This is a genomic window from Maribacter litoralis (assembly GCF_003075045.1).
Classification (GTDB): Bacteria; Bacteroidota; Bacteroidia; order Flavobacteriales; family Flavobacteriaceae; genus Maribacter; species Maribacter litoralis.
Genome location: NZ_QCZD01000003.1, coordinates 134,323 through 148,877, shown reverse-complemented (window position 1 = coordinate 148,877; position 14,555 = coordinate 134,323). Strand labels below are relative to the sequence as shown.

At 36.1% G+C, this 14,555-nt stretch carries 16 protein-coding genes; 3 read left to right on the top strand and 13 right to left on the bottom strand.

From position 1 onward, the window contains the following. The first annotated feature begins 71 nt into the window (after positions 1-71). The gene (locus DCS95_RS20615; protein WP_279629399.1) at positions 72-206 is read left to right on the top strand and encodes a hypothetical protein; all 135 of its coding nucleotides are present in this window, start codon (positions 72-74) and stop codon (positions 204-206) included. A 14-nt stretch (positions 207-220) separates the two neighbouring features. Here the strand turns inward: DCS95_RS20615 and DCS95_RS12140 are convergent, their stop codons facing one another. The 6 genes from DCS95_RS12140 to DCS95_RS12115 all read right to left on the bottom strand — a co-directional run bounded on the left by DCS95_RS12140 (position 221) and on the right by DCS95_RS12115 (position 4,264). Further along, positions 221-757, bottom strand: coding sequence for a DinB family protein (locus DCS95_RS12140; RefSeq protein WP_116771067.1), 537 nt, complete (start codon positions 755-757; stop codon positions 221-223). Positions 758-786: 29 nt separating this feature from the next. Further along, a complete protein-coding gene (locus DCS95_RS12135; protein WP_116771066.1) occupies positions 787-1,290 on the bottom strand; it encodes a hypothetical protein in 504 nt (167 codons plus the stop codon). Between the two features lie 128 nt (positions 1,291-1,418). Continuing rightward, positions 1,419-2,072 carry an SLATT domain-containing protein gene (locus DCS95_RS12130; RefSeq protein ID WP_091601718.1) on the bottom strand — a complete coding sequence of 218 codons (654 nt, stop codon included), beginning with the start codon at positions 2,070-2,072 and terminating at the stop codon, positions 1,419-1,421. A 95-nt stretch (positions 2,073-2,167) separates the two neighbouring features. Then, entirely contained in the window at positions 2,168-2,767 is a 600-nt protein-coding gene (locus tag DCS95_RS12125) for a 7-cyano-7-deazaguanine synthase (RefSeq protein WP_116771065.1), read from the bottom strand. Between the two features lie 100 nt (positions 2,768-2,867). After that, entirely contained in the window at positions 2,868-3,944 is a 1,077-nt protein-coding gene (locus DCS95_RS12120) for a PfkB family carbohydrate kinase (protein ID WP_116771064.1), read from the bottom strand. Positions 3,945-3,946: 2 nt separating this feature from the next. Continuing rightward, positions 3,947-4,264 (bottom strand): hypothetical protein, encoded by a 318-nt coding sequence (locus tag DCS95_RS12115; RefSeq protein ID WP_116771063.1) that lies wholly within the window; start codon positions 4,262-4,264, stop codon positions 3,947-3,949. A 1,365-nt stretch (positions 4,265-5,629) separates the two neighbouring features. Here DCS95_RS12115 and DCS95_RS12110 point away from each other — a divergent pair. After that, positions 5,630-7,159, top strand: coding sequence for a hypothetical protein (locus DCS95_RS12110; protein WP_164674187.1), 1,530 nt, complete (start codon positions 5,630-5,632; stop codon positions 7,157-7,159). Next, positions 7,156-7,686 (top strand): YceI family protein, encoded by a 531-nt coding sequence (locus tag DCS95_RS12105; RefSeq protein WP_116771061.1) that lies wholly within the window; start codon positions 7,156-7,158, stop codon positions 7,684-7,686. The genes DCS95_RS12110 and DCS95_RS12105 overlap by 4 nt, the downstream gene beginning before the upstream one ends. Before the next feature lie 418 nt (positions 7,687-8,104). Here DCS95_RS12105 and DCS95_RS12100 read toward each other — a convergent pair whose 3' ends face one another. The 7 genes from DCS95_RS12100 to proC form a co-directional block, all read right to left on the bottom strand. After that, the gene (locus DCS95_RS12100; RefSeq protein ID WP_116771060.1) at positions 8,105-8,488 is read right to left on the bottom strand and encodes an endonuclease domain-containing protein; all 384 of its coding nucleotides are present in this window, start codon (positions 8,486-8,488) and stop codon (positions 8,105-8,107) included. Between the two features lie 551 nt (positions 8,489-9,039). Further along, positions 9,040-9,915: a sugar phosphate isomerase/epimerase family protein gene (locus DCS95_RS12095; RefSeq protein ID WP_116771059.1), complete on the bottom strand. Its 876-nt coding sequence runs from the start codon at positions 9,913-9,915 to the stop codon at positions 9,040-9,042. A gap of 29 nt (positions 9,916-9,944) precedes the next feature. Next, a complete protein-coding gene (locus DCS95_RS12090; protein ID WP_116771058.1) occupies positions 9,945-10,646 on the bottom strand; it encodes an NUDIX hydrolase in 702 nt (233 codons plus the stop codon). 195 nt (positions 10,647-10,841) lie between these two features. Continuing rightward, entirely contained in the window at positions 10,842-11,693 is an 852-nt protein-coding gene (gene ablB, locus DCS95_RS12085) for a putative beta-lysine N-acetyltransferase (protein WP_116771057.1), read from the bottom strand. A gap of 29 nt (positions 11,694-11,722) precedes the next feature. After that, positions 11,723-12,922, bottom strand: coding sequence for a glutamate-5-semialdehyde dehydrogenase (locus DCS95_RS12080; RefSeq protein ID WP_116771056.1), 1,200 nt, complete (start codon positions 12,920-12,922; stop codon positions 11,723-11,725). Next, positions 12,922-13,710 carry a glutamate 5-kinase gene (proB, locus tag DCS95_RS12075; RefSeq protein ID WP_116771055.1) on the bottom strand — a complete coding sequence of 263 codons (789 nt, stop codon included), beginning with the start codon at positions 13,708-13,710 and terminating at the stop codon, positions 12,922-12,924. Before proB ends, DCS95_RS12080 begins: the two co-directional genes overlap by 1 nt. Continuing rightward, positions 13,703-14,518 carry a pyrroline-5-carboxylate reductase gene (gene proC / locus DCS95_RS12070; protein WP_116771054.1) on the bottom strand — a complete coding sequence of 272 codons (816 nt, stop codon included), beginning with the start codon at positions 14,516-14,518 and terminating at the stop codon, positions 13,703-13,705. Before proC ends, proB begins: the two co-directional genes overlap by 8 nt. Positions 14,519-14,555 lie beyond the last annotated feature (37 nt).

The window sequence follows — 14,555 nt, the reverse complement described above, 5'->3', positions numbered from 1 at the left end:
GTGAGCTGACAATTGTCATAGAATAAACAGCCGCTAGAAATTACATTTACGGCAATTAAAATGACCAAACTATGATAACAATGAATCTTCCCTTGGTAAACTGGAGCAATGGTGTTGTAATGATCGCTGTATTTGCCGGTGTTTGTATTGCCCTGGTAGGTATTGTAATTTCTATTATGAATACCGATAAAAAGAAGCAAGAATAGTTGCTGGCTTCGCTCTATTGATAAAGCACATATCTTGGTGGCGTTAACCCGTTAAGGCGCATGGCAACCAGCATTTGCCCTCTGTGGTGCGTAATATGGTCTGCCAACAGCATGCAAATTTGCCTTTTGGAACGGTCTAGACCAAAATAATCTAAATGATCATCTAAGGCTTTAGGGTCAAAATCTTGTAAAAGGGTAATGGCCTCGGTAAAGGTTTGGTCTATACGCGCCATCATTTCCGCTTTGGTTTTATGGGCGGGTTTAAAAACGGTATCGGTTTGGTACACGCGAGCATCACGACCCCCTAAGAGCGACTGGCTATGCCAATCTAGCGCGAAGCCAATATGCATTAAATTCTCGGAAAAACTTAAAGATTCGGGCGTTACTTTATAATCGTATTTTTCTTTGGGCATCATATCTGCCACGAGCAGAATATACTGGCGGGAGTTCTCTAAGCGTTCAATGGAATCTTCCAAAAATGCATTTTGCTGGGCAAGTAGTGGAGTTGTAGTAAATAGAATAAACGAGATAAGAATAATTGTTGTTTTCATGATGATTGATGATGAGGTGAACAACTAATTTACTCCATTTGGGATAAAGCACAGCCATTTTCACGTTCTTCTTGAGTTAATGTCCAAACATTGATGACCGTTTGTGCTAAGTTATTTTCTTTATTTGGGGCTACCAGTTCCACTTCTGCAATGCTTTCTGTAGCAATGGTATACGTGTTATGCTCCAATAAATAACCGTTTACATACACTGGATTGTTTTCGTCCAAATCTAAAAAGATGTTCAGTTCAGCTTGTGTTTTATTGGGTATTTCCTTTTTTAGTTTAGCAAACAGAATACCGTTTGCCGTAAGATTATAAAAATGCGTTTCGCGGCTAGGTTTATCTTTTATTACTCCTATTTCTTCAATATCTTCCTTTGAAGTGATGATATTTTTATTGGCGATGATATGTTCGTCAACTAATAGCATTGGGCAGTTGATTTTTGCTGCTATTGGGAGTTTGTTGAAACTGTCTTGGGCGAAAGCACCTAAGAAGAATAAGGTAAATATTAAGAGAAAGAGGTTTCTGCTCATATTTAAAGTTCTTTATCATATGTACTTATTGAATAAAAATTGTTATGTAGAATGATAATCACCAAAATCTTCCTCGTTTCTTAGATGACAAATTACCAATTTGTCAGAAAATTAGAAAAATCCTTCGACTAATGGGTATTAGTTATTAGAAAAAATAAAATTATACCGGGAACTAGCATCATCGCTAAATATATTAATCTCGTATTAACAAAATACATAAAAGGTGTTTTAATCCATTCATGCCATTTAATAGAATAGTAATCAGGATGTTTTATCCTAAAATATTTATTGTCAATTGGGTCATGATTTTCGTATCGCCGTAAAATGTTTTGATATTCCTTTTGAAGGTTTTTGCAAAATTCTAATTTATCATTTTCAGATGCATCTATCTCATAAGACTTATAATTTTGCAGTTCGTTATATAAATCAGCTAAATCTAAAGCGCAATCGTGAAAATTTTTAGCTTTTACTGGGTAATTTTGAGCGTTTTCTAATAAGGAGAAAACCAAAACTAAAATTGATAAAGCGGTAATTGTGAAAGCTATTATATTTGGATTAATTACGTTAGGATTAAACAAGTTATAAACAGAAACTAATCCAAAAATCACAAGATAAGCAGAAAGAAAACTAATACTTAAAGTTGAGTATTTTGCAATAGTTTTTAGTCGACTATCAGCAGTAAATCTAGTTCCTTTTGTAGACCAGATCTTATGTTTTAATTCTTCAAGGAAGTCTTTGTCTAAATGTTCTTTACCTTTTCCTTTTTCAAAACTTTTTGCCATTATTCAATTGTTAATTTATATAATACATAAAACATAGTTTATTTTAATTTGAAATTGATTTTATCTAGTTTAAGATAGAAAAATCCAAATTTAAATTATTCTATATTCAGTTCGTGTCTGACCCTTAATTGCTTTGTGCACCCAGAACATTTTCCACATGCTAAGTTAGAAATATGACAAGAATGGGCTAATGTTATTAATTCAATTGGCACTTTGTATTTAATAACAAGTTGATGACTATAGAAATCTAATGTTGGACAAATTATTTTAATGTTTCCTTCTTGATATGATACAAGATTATTTATTGATTTATAAAAATCTATTGTACCATCTTTGTGAAAATTATCAGACTTTACTGAAGCTAGGTAAATCTCATTCACCGAGTCTTTTATTGATTGCATAGCTGCAAGTGTTACAAGAAGTTGATTTCTAAAAGGCCACCACTCTTCAGAGGGAGAAATACTCGAAGTTTTTGAGTTAGCTAACGTGCCAGAACCTAAATTTTTACAATCAACTTTAATTGTTTTATGTTTTATGTTCAATTTATTACAAATAAATTTTGAAACATAAATTTCTCTTTTAGAAACTGTTTGACCATAATCAACTGTATATGCGATATCAGGTTTGATTCCATATGTTAAACAAATTGAATCTATACCGCCAGACAATAATACAGCTTTTTTTACATACTCCATATTGTCTTATATATAGCTGTTGTTAAATTTTTATAACATTCAAAATCACCAGGTTTTAACATTAATAAATTAGCTTCGTCACAGGTTCTATGATAGCCGATTATTTTTTTTCTTTGGATAAAGAATATCCTGATTCTATTAAGGTACCCGAGTCTAAATTATCAAAAACACAAAAGATAATATCAGAATCCTCAATACCTTTTATATCTTTTTTAGCAGTTGATATATCATTACCGAAACCTATATCATGAAATGGCGAGAAAACCTTAACGCCAAAAGCTAAAAATGCAGAACGTATTTTGTCAATTAGAATTAATTCTGCTATTGAAAAAAAAGGAGAGGCTAAATAAACCTGTTTTTTAGTTAAATCTATGTAGTTGAATTCCTTATATTTAAATTTTGTTTGTCTTGAGCAATCTACATAAGCTTTTTTATCACAGTAAAGTGAGGTAGATTTAGAAGCATTTATCGCTGATTCTTCAAGTGAGAGATTTTTTTCCATCCAATAATAGCCAAAGCTTGAAGTAAAAATATCACCAGAACCAATTTTACTTACATTTTCAGTTACATAAGCCGGTATATTATATTCGTTTTCACCGTAATATAAAGTAGCTCCAAAAGGACCATTTTTTATTATAAATGCCTTCGCACCCTCTGATTCAAAAAAATAAGTTTTAATATTTGTAATATTCTTACTAGAAGCTAGAGAATATGCCTCATTTAAATTTATTATATAAACAAGTTCATTTGCTTTTCCAAAATCACTGTATTTAGTCGGTTTTAAGGAAGTTTGAGGGTCATAAACTACTTTTTCTGCAATAATATTAAACTCGGTTTCTAGCATTCCATATGCTATAACGTTTATACTGTTAACATTAATGTTATTGGTTTTGGTAATCCTTAGAGGGTTGGGATAAATATCGGGCTGGTCTAAAGCAAAACTGTATTTAAATGTAATTAGTTCATTGTATTTATTAAATTTAATTTTAAATTTTTTATATACTTTTTGATTTTCTTTTAGAAAAGTTAGTGTTTCGCTATTTCCACTAGTAAAGAATTGCACATTGCAATCGTTTTCTAATAAAAATTTTGAACACCTGAATCCAGAACCAAATAATTCTAACGAAATATCATCATAATCAATTTCTCTATACGTACCCCCAATAACATTTATCATATTTAATTTCTGCTAATTTTCACTTTACAAGTTGGAGAATTTATTGTTGTAATTTCGGCCTGGTAGGTAGCACCTTGTTTCATGCAATTTATTATGTCGGAGGTGTTGGAATGAAGTATAGCACCTAGAATTTCACCGTCACCATCTTCAATTAATAACTCTTCATTCTCTCCAATCATTAAAAAAAGAATTTGACCTACATTGTGTTTTTCAAGGATAGTTAAATTAATTGAAGAAACTGTTGAAACAATAATACTTGTCTCACAATCAAATTTTGTTCTTTGTGGGGGTACATAACCGCCTCCTCCTGATCCACTCATTATTTGCTATTTTTTAATTTATTTATATTAAAGTAGTAGGGGGAGTGTACTTTGTTTGCTAATGCAATATAAAGAAGTTACGGTATATTTTCTTACGGGTTTCCGTAAAACTGTCAGAAAAATATATGGGGTGTAAAGAGACTATAACGAGCTGCGTTTGTAGTTAAAACGAGTACACCGTAGCACCCACCCCTTTGGTCCCCTCCCAAGAGGGGAGAGTTGCGTTTTTGATTGCGGGTTTGTTGGTTGTTGGGGAGATTCGCTTTTATAAGAGTTACTTCGTCTGTTTTATCTACAAGGTTTATTTTAAGTCAGAAACTATTCCCCTCCTCGGAGGGGCTAGGGGTGGGTCCTTTTGAGTTAGCGTGTGTAATGAAACCTTCATCACCTGTAGCACCCACCCCTTTGGTCCCCTCCCAAGAGAGGAGGTTTTCGTTTTTGGTTGCAGGTTTGTTGGTAGTTGGGGAGATTCGCTTTTATAAGAGTTACTTCGTCTGTTTTATCTAAAAGGTCTAATAATAGTCAGAAACTATTCCCCTCCTCGGAGGGGCTAGGGGTGGGTCCTTTTGAGTTAGCGTGTGTAATTAAACCTTCATCACCCATAACACCCACCCCTTTGGTCCCCTCCCAAGAGGGGAGGTTTTCGTTTTGTTTGCGGGTTTGTTGGTTGTTGGGGAGTTGCGTTTTTAAAAGAGTTATTTCGTCTGTTTTGTCTAAAAGGTCTAATAATAGTCACAAACTATTCCCCTCCTCGTAGGGGCTAGGGGTGGGTCCTTTTGATTTAGAATGTTCAAAGTTATCTGCATCACTCGTAGCACCCACCCCTTTGGTCCCCTCCCAAGAGGGGAGGTTTTCGTTTTGGTTGCGGGTTTGCTGGTTACTTTGGGGTGGCGTTGTTATAAGAGTTATTTCGTCTGTTTTATCTAAAAGGTCTAATAATAGTCAGAAACTATTCCCCTCCTCGTAGGGGCTAGGGGTGGGTCCTTTTGAGTTAGATTTTTGAATGCAATCTTCATCACCCATAGCACCCACCCCTTTGGTCCCCTCCCAAGAGGGGAGGTTTTCGTTTTTGTTAGTGGGTTTGTTGGTTGCTTTGGGAGTTGTGTTTTTATAAGAGCTACTTCGTCTGTTTTTATCTAAAAGGTCTAATAATAGTCACAAACTGTTCCCCTCCTCGGAGGGGCTAGGGGTGGGTCCTTTTGAGTTAGAATTTTGAATAAAACCTTCATCACCCGATTCTTGAACAAATTACTTTACCGAAAAATTGGCTTTTTCTACCATCTGCAATGTTTTCTGAACGATACATGAAATTTTGATTTAAAAATTTTACTATGAATCGTAAATTAATAGTTCAACCATCACATTATGAGAACATTATATCGAGTGCTACTGACTTGTATAGCACTAACAACCTTGTTTGGTTTTATGACCGTTACTATCGATATTCCTAAACCGTACATTAAAAAATATCTTGAAGGGGTGTATGTGCCATTGGCAGATAGTACAATCAGAATAAACTACGTGCCAGAAGATCAGTATGAAAAACTGGCAACCCAAGAAATATATAAATCTTACCCTGTTTATCTACCAGGAAGAGAACCTGAGGGATATTATGAGAGCTTATCACAATTAGAGCCAGAAGTAGTATTTAATGAAGATGAATTGACCTCTAATGAAGATTGGGTAAAAGCGGGAGAATTGGTTTTTGATTATAGCTTATCGCTACGCCCTTTAGACTCCACTTTTCTAACAAGGTTGACTTTATTGCACGATAAAGAAAAGTTACCGGTTGGTAAAGACGGTATTATTCCATTTTATAAATTGGTAGTTCCGGAAAAAGGGGTGTTACTAATAACAGGGCGTTCTTGCGTTATGTGCCATACTAAAGTAATGCCCGATAGTTCTATAATTAAAGGCGCACAAGGCAATTTTCCTTTCGATCCCGATTATGCGGAAGATTTAAGAGGTTTATTGGATAATGCTCGAAGTCATAATGTTCCTCAAGAACAAATTATGCAGGGACTCTTAGGAGATAAAATGTTTCTATTTGGAGCACCGTGGATCAAATCTGTGGCACAGCAACGATTAATGGATATGTCTCCCGAAGATTTTATAGAGAATATTGATAGAGCCTCTAGCGGTGTAGTACATAGGCATGGTACAAATATTGGAACACCGGCCAGTATACCAGATCTATATAATTTACAGGATAGGAAGTACTTGGATCATACGGGGCTCATGCGCCATAGATCGATCGAAGATCTAATGTTGTATGCCACATTTAACGAAGAAACCGATTTTATGAGCAAGTACAATAAATACAACATGCTGCGCCCTTGGCCCAATGAGCAAGAAAATCCGATGCAGGCGGGTAGGCGATATTCCGACGGACAGTTGTATGCCCTTGCCAAGTATATTTATAGTTTGAACGCACCTAAAAGTCCTATTTCACAACCCGAAGAACAGGTGAACAAAGGGCAGCGTATTTTTGCTGAAGAAGGTTGTGTTACTTGCCACGCTCCGCCATATTTTTCCAATAATATGTTATTGCCGGTAGATGGTTTTACGTTTCCTAAATCATATAAAAGCGAGCTTGATATTTTTGATATATCTGTAGGTACCGATCCGCAATTGGCAATGAGTACCAGGCGTGGAACAGGGTTTTACAAGGTGCCATCTTTAATTGGTGTTTGGAATAGGCAGGCCTTGCTACATGATGGTAGTATTACCAGTTTAGAAGAACTGCTGAGCAAAGAGCGTTTACAGGATGATTTTGAACGCACAGGGTATAACGCAACTTTTAATACAAGTCAAAAAGTAGAAGGCCATCCATTTGGGTTAGAACTTTCTACCGAAAATAAACAAGCATTAATTGCCTACGTCAACAGTCTATGAAAAGCTGCTATTTTACATTGATATTTATTGTTCTATGTAGTGGTACCGCTATTGCACAAAAACTGGTGCTGGAAGAAGCCACTGTAAATTTTAAGGTTAAGAATGCAGGATTTTGGGTAAACGGATATTTTGATGAGGTAAAGGCAGAAATGGAATTACAACAATCGAAATGTAGTATCAAAAAACTGAACGGAAAGTTAAAAGTAGCTTCTATACACACAGGTATTTCCCTTAGGGATGAACACCTTAAAAATGATGATTATTTCGATATAGAACAGTATCCAGAAATCTCGTTGGAATTGCTTTACTGTGAAGCCCAAAACGGAAAGTCTTTAGATACGGTGTTTAAATTGATTATAAAAAATGTAGAACGGGAAATACATATTCCATTAACTATGGAGCGTGACTTAAATAGAATACTTATATCAGCAGATTTTGAAATTAATAGACAAGATTTTGGTATTGGCGGAGACAGTTTAACACTAGCGAACGAAGTTTTGGTAAATATTGCTGCATCTTTTAAGTGAGCTATTTGATTTTGAGAAGTATTTTTAGAATATGTGAGAACAGCGTTAGTATTCACCCACCCCTTTGGTCCCCTCCCAAGAGGGGAGGTTTTCGTTTTGTTTGCGGGTTTGTTGGTTGCTTTTGGGTTGCGTTTTTATAAGAGTTACTTCGTCTGTTTTATCTAAAAATTAATTTCAGGTCAGAAACTATTCCCCTCCTCGGAGGGGCTAGGGGTGGGTCCTTTTGAGTTAGATTGTTCAATGCAATCTGCATCACCCGTAGTACCCACCCCTCTATCCCCTCCTGAGAGGGGAGGTTTTCGTTTTTGTTTGCGGGTTTGTTGGTTGCTTTTGGGTTGCGTTTTTATAAGAGTTACTTCGTCTGTTTTATCTTAAAAAGTTTGTTTCAAGTCACAAACTATTCCCCTCCTCGGAGGGGCTAGGGGTGGGTTCTTCCTTGTTCTAATTCTTCAATATATCCTTTAATTTCTTCTAATACACTAGATAGATTATTCTTAACATCAGTATCTGAAAACCTGAGCATATGTACACCTAAAGATTCTAAACGTTCTTGCCTTATTCTATCTTTTTCTTGATGCCCTTCTTTAAAGTGAATACTTCCATCTACTTCAATGGCGAGTTGAAGATTTTTGCAATAAAAGTCTACGATATATTGGTCAATAGGAATTTGTCTGCTAAATTTCCGTCCTAATTTTTTGCCTTTAATCTCCCGCCACAGAGCAATTTCACCTAAGGTCATATTATTCCTTAGCTTTTTAGCCAGTTCTACTAAATATGGGTGGTATGGTATTATTTTTCTCATCGTAGCACCCACCCCTCAATCCCCTCCCGAGAGGGGAGATTTACGTTATTGATTGCGAATATATTAAGTACTGAGTGTTCTGTTTTCAAAATAATGATTTCGTCTAATATAATTAAAATGTTCTTACGTGTATTATAAGTTGTTTGTCCAGGGGAAGCATTTTAAATGTGATTTTCATCACCGTAACACCCACCCCTCAATCCCCTCCCAAGAGGGGAGGTTTTCGTTTTGTTTGCGGGTTTGTTGGTTGTTTTGGGGAGGCATTTTTATAAGAGCTACTTCGTCTGTTTTATCTAAAAGGTCTAATAATAGTCAGAAACTATTCCCCTCCTCGGAGGGGCTGGGGGTGGGTCCATTTGAGTTAGTATTTTGAATACAATCTTCATCACCCGTAGCACCCACCCCTTTGGTCCCCTCCCAATAGGGGAGGTTTTTGTTGGGTGGTCTTTCTTTTTGCGCTATTCATGATTGGTATAATGTTCCATAAAAAAGAAAGCCCCAAAGAAAATTATTTCTTTGGGGCAATCTCCGTTGTTTGGTATTTAAACTTATTATTTGAACCCTATTTCTTTGAGTCCGTCGTGACTTATTTTGATAGCTTCCAACGGTTTTAGTCCGTCGAAAGTCATGTCTTGTTCTACCATATAGTATTTCATGCCAGAAAGTTCTTTGTTATCGAGGATGTTTTCGAAACCGATAGAACCTTGCCCTACAGGTGCAAATCTTCCTTGTTCATCCATATCCTTAACATGCCATATTTTAAAACGACCTGGGTATTTGTTGAAGTAGGCAATTGGGTTGGCACCTGCTTTCGTTACCCAGTAAAGATCCATTTGAAAGTTTAACAATTTTGGATCAACATGTTCTAATAAGTAGTCGATCGGTACTATACCTTCTGCATTTTTTTTGAATTCAAAATCGTGATTGTGATACAATAATTTCAATCCTGCTTTATTAGCTTTCTCACCTAGGGTAGTTAAAATAGCTGCTAAGTCTTCTACGGTACCTGTCATGCCCATGGTCATATTCTCTTGGTTAAAAGTGAACATGCCCATTGGTGGAATAGGAACTACAAAATATTTAAAGCCTGCCGCCTTGGCATCTGCCATCATTTTATCAGCATTATCTAGGGTAACGGCACTTTGATGCGTGCTAATTGGCTTTAGTTTTAAGGATTTTAATAAACCCTTGAAATCAGCCGGAGTCATACCATAATACTTACCATCTTCATAACCCGCCGCTTCAATATTTTTGTATCCGGCATCAGATACAGCTTGTAAGGTTGCTTTGGCATTGGTACCCATATCGTCTCTAACGGTGTATAGTGCCAATCCGCCAAATTTCTTTTGGGCGTAGGTAGTAACCGTCCCCAGCATAAAAAGGGCAATTACGGAGCATTTAAAAAAGTTGTTAGTTGAAATTTTCATTGTTGTTGTATTAATTGAAATGTTAGTTGTTATTGTTTAAAACTATAGAGAAAGGGAGCTTTGTGTGCCTTACCTTCAAAAAGTTTTTCATGTCGCTCTAAAATATCCATGGACAGCATTTTTCGTTGAAAGCTTGTGCGTCTTAACTTTTGGTCTAATATGGCTTCAAAGACCTGTTGTAATTGTTTCATTGTAAATTTTGGAGGCAACAAATTCATTCCTATTAGTTTCTCGCTAATGTTGTTACGAAGTACTTCTAGTGCTTTTTCCACAATTTCATTATGATCCATCATTAATTGAGGTACATTATCAATGTCGTACCAGCCAATGCTGTCTGAAAGATGGTCTGGTTTTGGATCTACCTCTTCATAATTGATCAGTGCGTAATGGCCAACGGTCAAAAAGCGCTCCATCATCCATTCATTTTTCTCTAGATCTTCATTATTTCCATCTAAAATACGACGCGTAGCAGCAGGGTCGGACCTATCTAGTTTTCCGAAGATTTGAAATTGATCCATGAAAACATTCGTTAATCCTGTGCGGTCTTCAACACCTTTGTTGACTGCGTCTTTTAAACTTTGATTTTTTTTTATAAATCCGCCTGGGAGGGCAAACAAACCAGTGTTGTGGTATTCAAGAATTAGAATTTTAAGTGTCTTGCCATTGAAACCAAAAATGACACAATCATATGAAAGGTTAGGAATGTAATTCGTATTTTTTGAGCCTTTCATAAGTGAAATTGATAAAAATCTATATGGTTTTTCAAATAAAGCACAAAATTGAATACAAACAAAGGATTATTGTCATAAAGTGAGACAATACATAAAAAGTGTTGATTTTGTACAATGATGAGTACAAAACCAACACTTTTAAATATGAAGTATGTTATAGTAATCTAAAGTGCCGATACACTAAGAAAATAGTTGTTATCGGTCATTTTTAAAGTACCAAACATTCATGCTTTCCATGGCATCTCTAACTATACAGTTATTGATTAGGGTTCCTGCCAATATAAAACCATGTTTACTGAATGTAATATTGAGCCCGTATGAAGTAGACCTCACCATTGTATAAATGGTTTTACAGCCCAATTTATCCATTTTGTTTTTAATGTCCTGCACCAAAAAATAAGACAGGTTCTGTCCTCTATAATCCGGATGTGTAACAAAATCAACAATTTCAACATTGGATTCGCTGGAATTTACCGCTAGAATTGCCGATACCAACAATTCTCCATTCTGAAAAAGCCCATAAAACTGATGGTTCAAATTTTTCAATTTAGAAAAATATGCAGCATCTTTAATTTGATGTGGGTGATATTTATAAGCCTTTTGGTGCAACTCTTCAAGCAAAGGAAAATCTGCAGAAGAAAGCTCTTTAATATCCAAATTTTCGGGCATCAGAAAATGTGAATCGGTATTGGGTTTATTGGCAGCTTCTGCAATCGTCTTTACCGTTGCAATGGTTTTCATGATTTTTTCATCATTAGCATGACGTTTTTCATTCGTATAATCTGCGAGAAAATACCCATCTACGCTACCATTGTAAAGACCAGGAATTTTGGCTTCCACTATAAAACCTTGTGACTTTAAAACGTTCAGGCCTTTTTCAGATGCCTTGCCAAGAATTTTCTCATAACGCTTTTTTTTGGCTAGGTCTTTCATTTTTTGAAGCAGATTATCTAAGTTAACATTTTCTGCTTCAGAGAAATAGATGCGGTTGTGCATATTGCCATGGTAGACCAATGCACCGTCTATATTTTCAATTGTTTCGAACATTATTTCACTTTTTGGGGGAGCCTAATTTGTTATTCACGAATTTGTCCGTTACCAAATATATAATATTTATTGGTTACCAATTGTTTAAGACCTAATGGTCCGCGGTGGTGAAGCTTATCTGTGCTAATTGCAAGTTCTGCACCAACCCCCATTTGACCACCATCGGTAAATCGCGTAGATGCATTTTGATATACTGCGGCACAGTCCACCTCTTCCATAAATTGTATGGCGGTATCTTTATTAGACGTCATTATGGTAGCTGAATGCCCTCCAGAATTATCGTTTATTTTTTCGACCGCTTCATCGAGAGATTCAACCGAGCCTAAGCAACATTTCATGGCAAGGAACTCTTCTTTCCAAATAGCGTCATCTTTTATTTGCTGGGCGTCTTTTAGAATATTATTTACATCGGCATCTACCAAAGTTTCTACCCCTTTCGCATTTAAAAGCTGATAAATATCTGTCAATTTCTGTTCGTAGTTTTCAATATTGGAATTGATCAATATTTTATCCAATGCATTACATGCCGATATTTTTTCGGTTTTTGCATTCATGATGACCTTTACGCTTTTCTCCCAATCTGCTTCTTTGTCTACGAACAAGAAGTTGTTACCTCTACCACTAACGAGAACGGCACATTTAGCATGTTCCTTTACAAAATTGATCAGTCGTTCACCACCTCTAGGTACAATTAAATCGAGTTTTTCGGTAGGATTTCTTAAGAATTCCTGCGTTTCTTCTCTATTCATGTTCAATTGTTGAATGTACTCTTTTGATAGTCCATTTTCTTCAAGAGCTTTGTGCCAAAGATCAACAAGAACGGTATTGCTATGCAATGCCTCTTTACCACCTTTTAAAAGAATTTTATTGTTCGCTTTAAAAGCAAGAACCGCAGCCTCAATTGTTACATCGGGTCTTGATTCATAAATGATCATAATTGTACCAAAAGGAGCTGTTTTATTGGTGATATCCAATCCGTTTTCCAAATTTTGGGTAGAAATGGTCTTACCTACAGGGTCTTCTTGAGACATTACTTCTTTTATGGAACCGATCATACCATCAATTTTGGCATTGGTGACGATGAGTCTATCGTACATGGCTTGATCATCCTTTTTAAAGAGGTCTAGATCTTTTTTGTTCGCATCGAGAATGCTACTTCGGTTTTCATCCAAAAGTCGCATCATGCTATTTAAAACCTTATTTTTTATTTCCGTTGAAATTATCTTCATTATGCTTCTGCTTTATCTTCTAGGGTTACTTTTGTACCCACATTTTTTCCTTCTATAATATCAATTATCGTACGGTCTTTTTTACCGTTGGCGATGAATGTTGGTATGTTTTTGGCTGCTGCCTGTTGGGCGTAATCTAATTTAGATCCCATACCACCACGACCTTCACCGGCTTTTTTATTATTATCTTGAATAAACTTATCTAAATTCTCTTCAGGATTTACATGTGCTATAAGATCACTACTCTCTGCGTTAGGGTTGCCCGTATATAGTCCGTCAATATCCGTTAGAATAATAAGTTTATCAGCATCAATAAGTTGCGCTATTAAACTAGCGAGCTCATCGTTGTCTGAGAACATACTCATGGTAACCGATACGGCATCATCTTCATTTGCAATGGGTATAACCCCTTCAGACAATAAACCTTCTACGCAATTGATCATATTCTGTCTGTGTACACCGGGTGTAAAATCTCTTTTTGTAGGTAATACCTGGGCACATTTCATACCATAATCATGAAAAATGTTATAGTATAAGCGCATCATTCTGGGTTGCCCAATGGCGGAATAGACCTGCCTACGCTGTGTGTCATTTTCAATAGTTGATGCACCTAAGACTTCGCGCCCCGCAATAACGGAACCCGATGAAACAAGCACGGTCAAAATATCCTGTTCGTATAATTCTGCTATTTGCTGTACCAAATTTCGTAATACCGGCCTCACGATACGATTGTCCTTATTGGTCATTACGTTGGTGCCTACCTTTATTACTATTTTCTGTTTATACATTTACTTTTTCTTTTCCAAGTTCAACTGCACGTTCAAATGCTGCGAACGCGGCTTCTTTAATTAATTCTCCTACATTATTATTTTCCATAGAATCTAATGCTGCACGTGTGGTGCCACCTTTGCTAGCTACTTTGTCCATCCAAGAATTTGGCGAAAGCTCGTTCTGGTTAAAAAGCTCTATTGCCCCTGTAAATGTCTGTGCTACCAAAACTTTCGATACACTTGGGGTAAAGCCCATTTTTAACGCAGCTTCCATCATACTTTGCATAAAGTAAAATACATAAGCCGGTCCACTACCTGAAATACCTGTAGAGGCATCGATAAAATTCTCATCACTTACCAGAATGGATTTTCCTGTAGTATCCAATAAACTTTCAATTGTCAATAGTTCAATTCTTGTTACATCATTAGAAGCAACAAAAGATGTTAGCCCTTTACCGATTTGTGCCGGTAAATTTGGCATGGCACGTACTATTTTCGTTAGGCCAGTTAGGTTTTGAATCGTTTCCATAGTAACCCCTGCCATTATTGAAATAACGATCTGGCCAGGTTTAACCAACGGATTCAGTTTTAAGAACACACTTTCTGCATGATATGGTTTAACGGCTATAAAAATGATATCGGCCTGTGGAGCACAATTTTTAAGGTCATCAAAAGCATCGAACTGAGGGTTCTCACGTAACTCTTCCAATTTATCTTCGGAAGTGTCGAGCACCATTATGTTTCTTTTCTTAAGTAATTTTGATTTGGACATGCCTTCAGCATAAGTCAATCCCATGTTGCCGGCTCCTATTACTAATATCTTCATGAATTCAGTTTAAAAAATGGATAATATGTATTTGTTA

What these genes read in the sequence shown, in the direction of transcription:
- DCS95_RS12110 (WP_164674187.1), top strand. Translation starts at nt 5,630, where the DNA reads ATGAGAACATTATATCGAGTGCTACTGACTTGTATAGCACTAACAACC.
- DCS95_RS12090 (WP_116771058.1), bottom strand. Translation starts at nt 10,646, where the DNA reads ATGAAAGGCTCAAAAAATACGAATTACATTCCTAACCTTTCATATGAT.
- DCS95_RS12115 (WP_116771063.1), bottom strand. Translation starts at nt 4,264, where the DNA reads ATGAGTGGATCAGGAGGAGGCGGTTATGTACCCCCACAAAGAACAAAA.
- proC (WP_116771054.1), bottom strand. Translation starts at nt 14,518, where the DNA reads ATGAAGATATTAGTAATAGGAGCCGGCAACATGGGATTGACTTATGCT.
- DCS95_RS12125 (WP_116771065.1), bottom strand. Translation starts at nt 2,767, where the DNA reads ATGGAGTATGTAAAAAAAGCTGTATTATTGTCTGGCGGTATAGATTCA.
- DCS95_RS12120 (WP_116771064.1), bottom strand. Translation starts at nt 3,944, where the DNA reads ATGATAAATGTTATTGGGGGTACGTATAGAGAAATTGATTATGATGAT.
- DCS95_RS12140 (WP_116771067.1), bottom strand. Translation starts at nt 757, where the DNA reads ATGAAAACAACAATTATTCTTATCTCGTTTATTCTATTTACTACAACT.
- DCS95_RS12095 (WP_116771059.1), bottom strand. Translation starts at nt 9,915, where the DNA reads ATGAAAATTTCAACTAACAACTTTTTTAAATGCTCCGTAATTGCCCTT.
- proB (WP_116771055.1), bottom strand. Translation starts at nt 13,710, where the DNA reads ATGTATAAACAGAAAATAGTAATAAAGGTAGGCACCAACGTAATGACC.
- ablB (WP_116771057.1), bottom strand. Translation starts at nt 11,693, where the DNA reads ATGTTCGAAACAATTGAAAATATAGACGGTGCATTGGTCTACCATGGC.
- DCS95_RS12130 (WP_091601718.1), bottom strand. Translation starts at nt 2,072, where the DNA reads ATGGCAAAAAGTTTTGAAAAAGGAAAAGGTAAAGAACATTTAGACAAA.
- DCS95_RS12105 (WP_116771061.1), top strand. Translation starts at nt 7,156, where the DNA reads ATGAAAAGCTGCTATTTTACATTGATATTTATTGTTCTATGTAGTGGT.
- DCS95_RS12080 (WP_116771056.1), bottom strand. Translation starts at nt 12,922, where the DNA reads ATGAAGATAATTTCAACGGAAATAAAAAATAAGGTTTTAAATAGCATG.
- DCS95_RS20615 (WP_279629399.1), top strand. Translation starts at nt 72, where the DNA reads ATGATAACAATGAATCTTCCCTTGGTAAACTGGAGCAATGGTGTTGTA.
- DCS95_RS12135 (WP_116771066.1), bottom strand. Translation starts at nt 1,290, where the DNA reads ATGAGCAGAAACCTCTTTCTCTTAATATTTACCTTATTCTTCTTAGGT.
- DCS95_RS12100 (WP_116771060.1), bottom strand. Translation starts at nt 8,488, where the DNA reads ATGAGAAAAATAATACCATACCACCCATATTTAGTAGAACTGGCTAAA.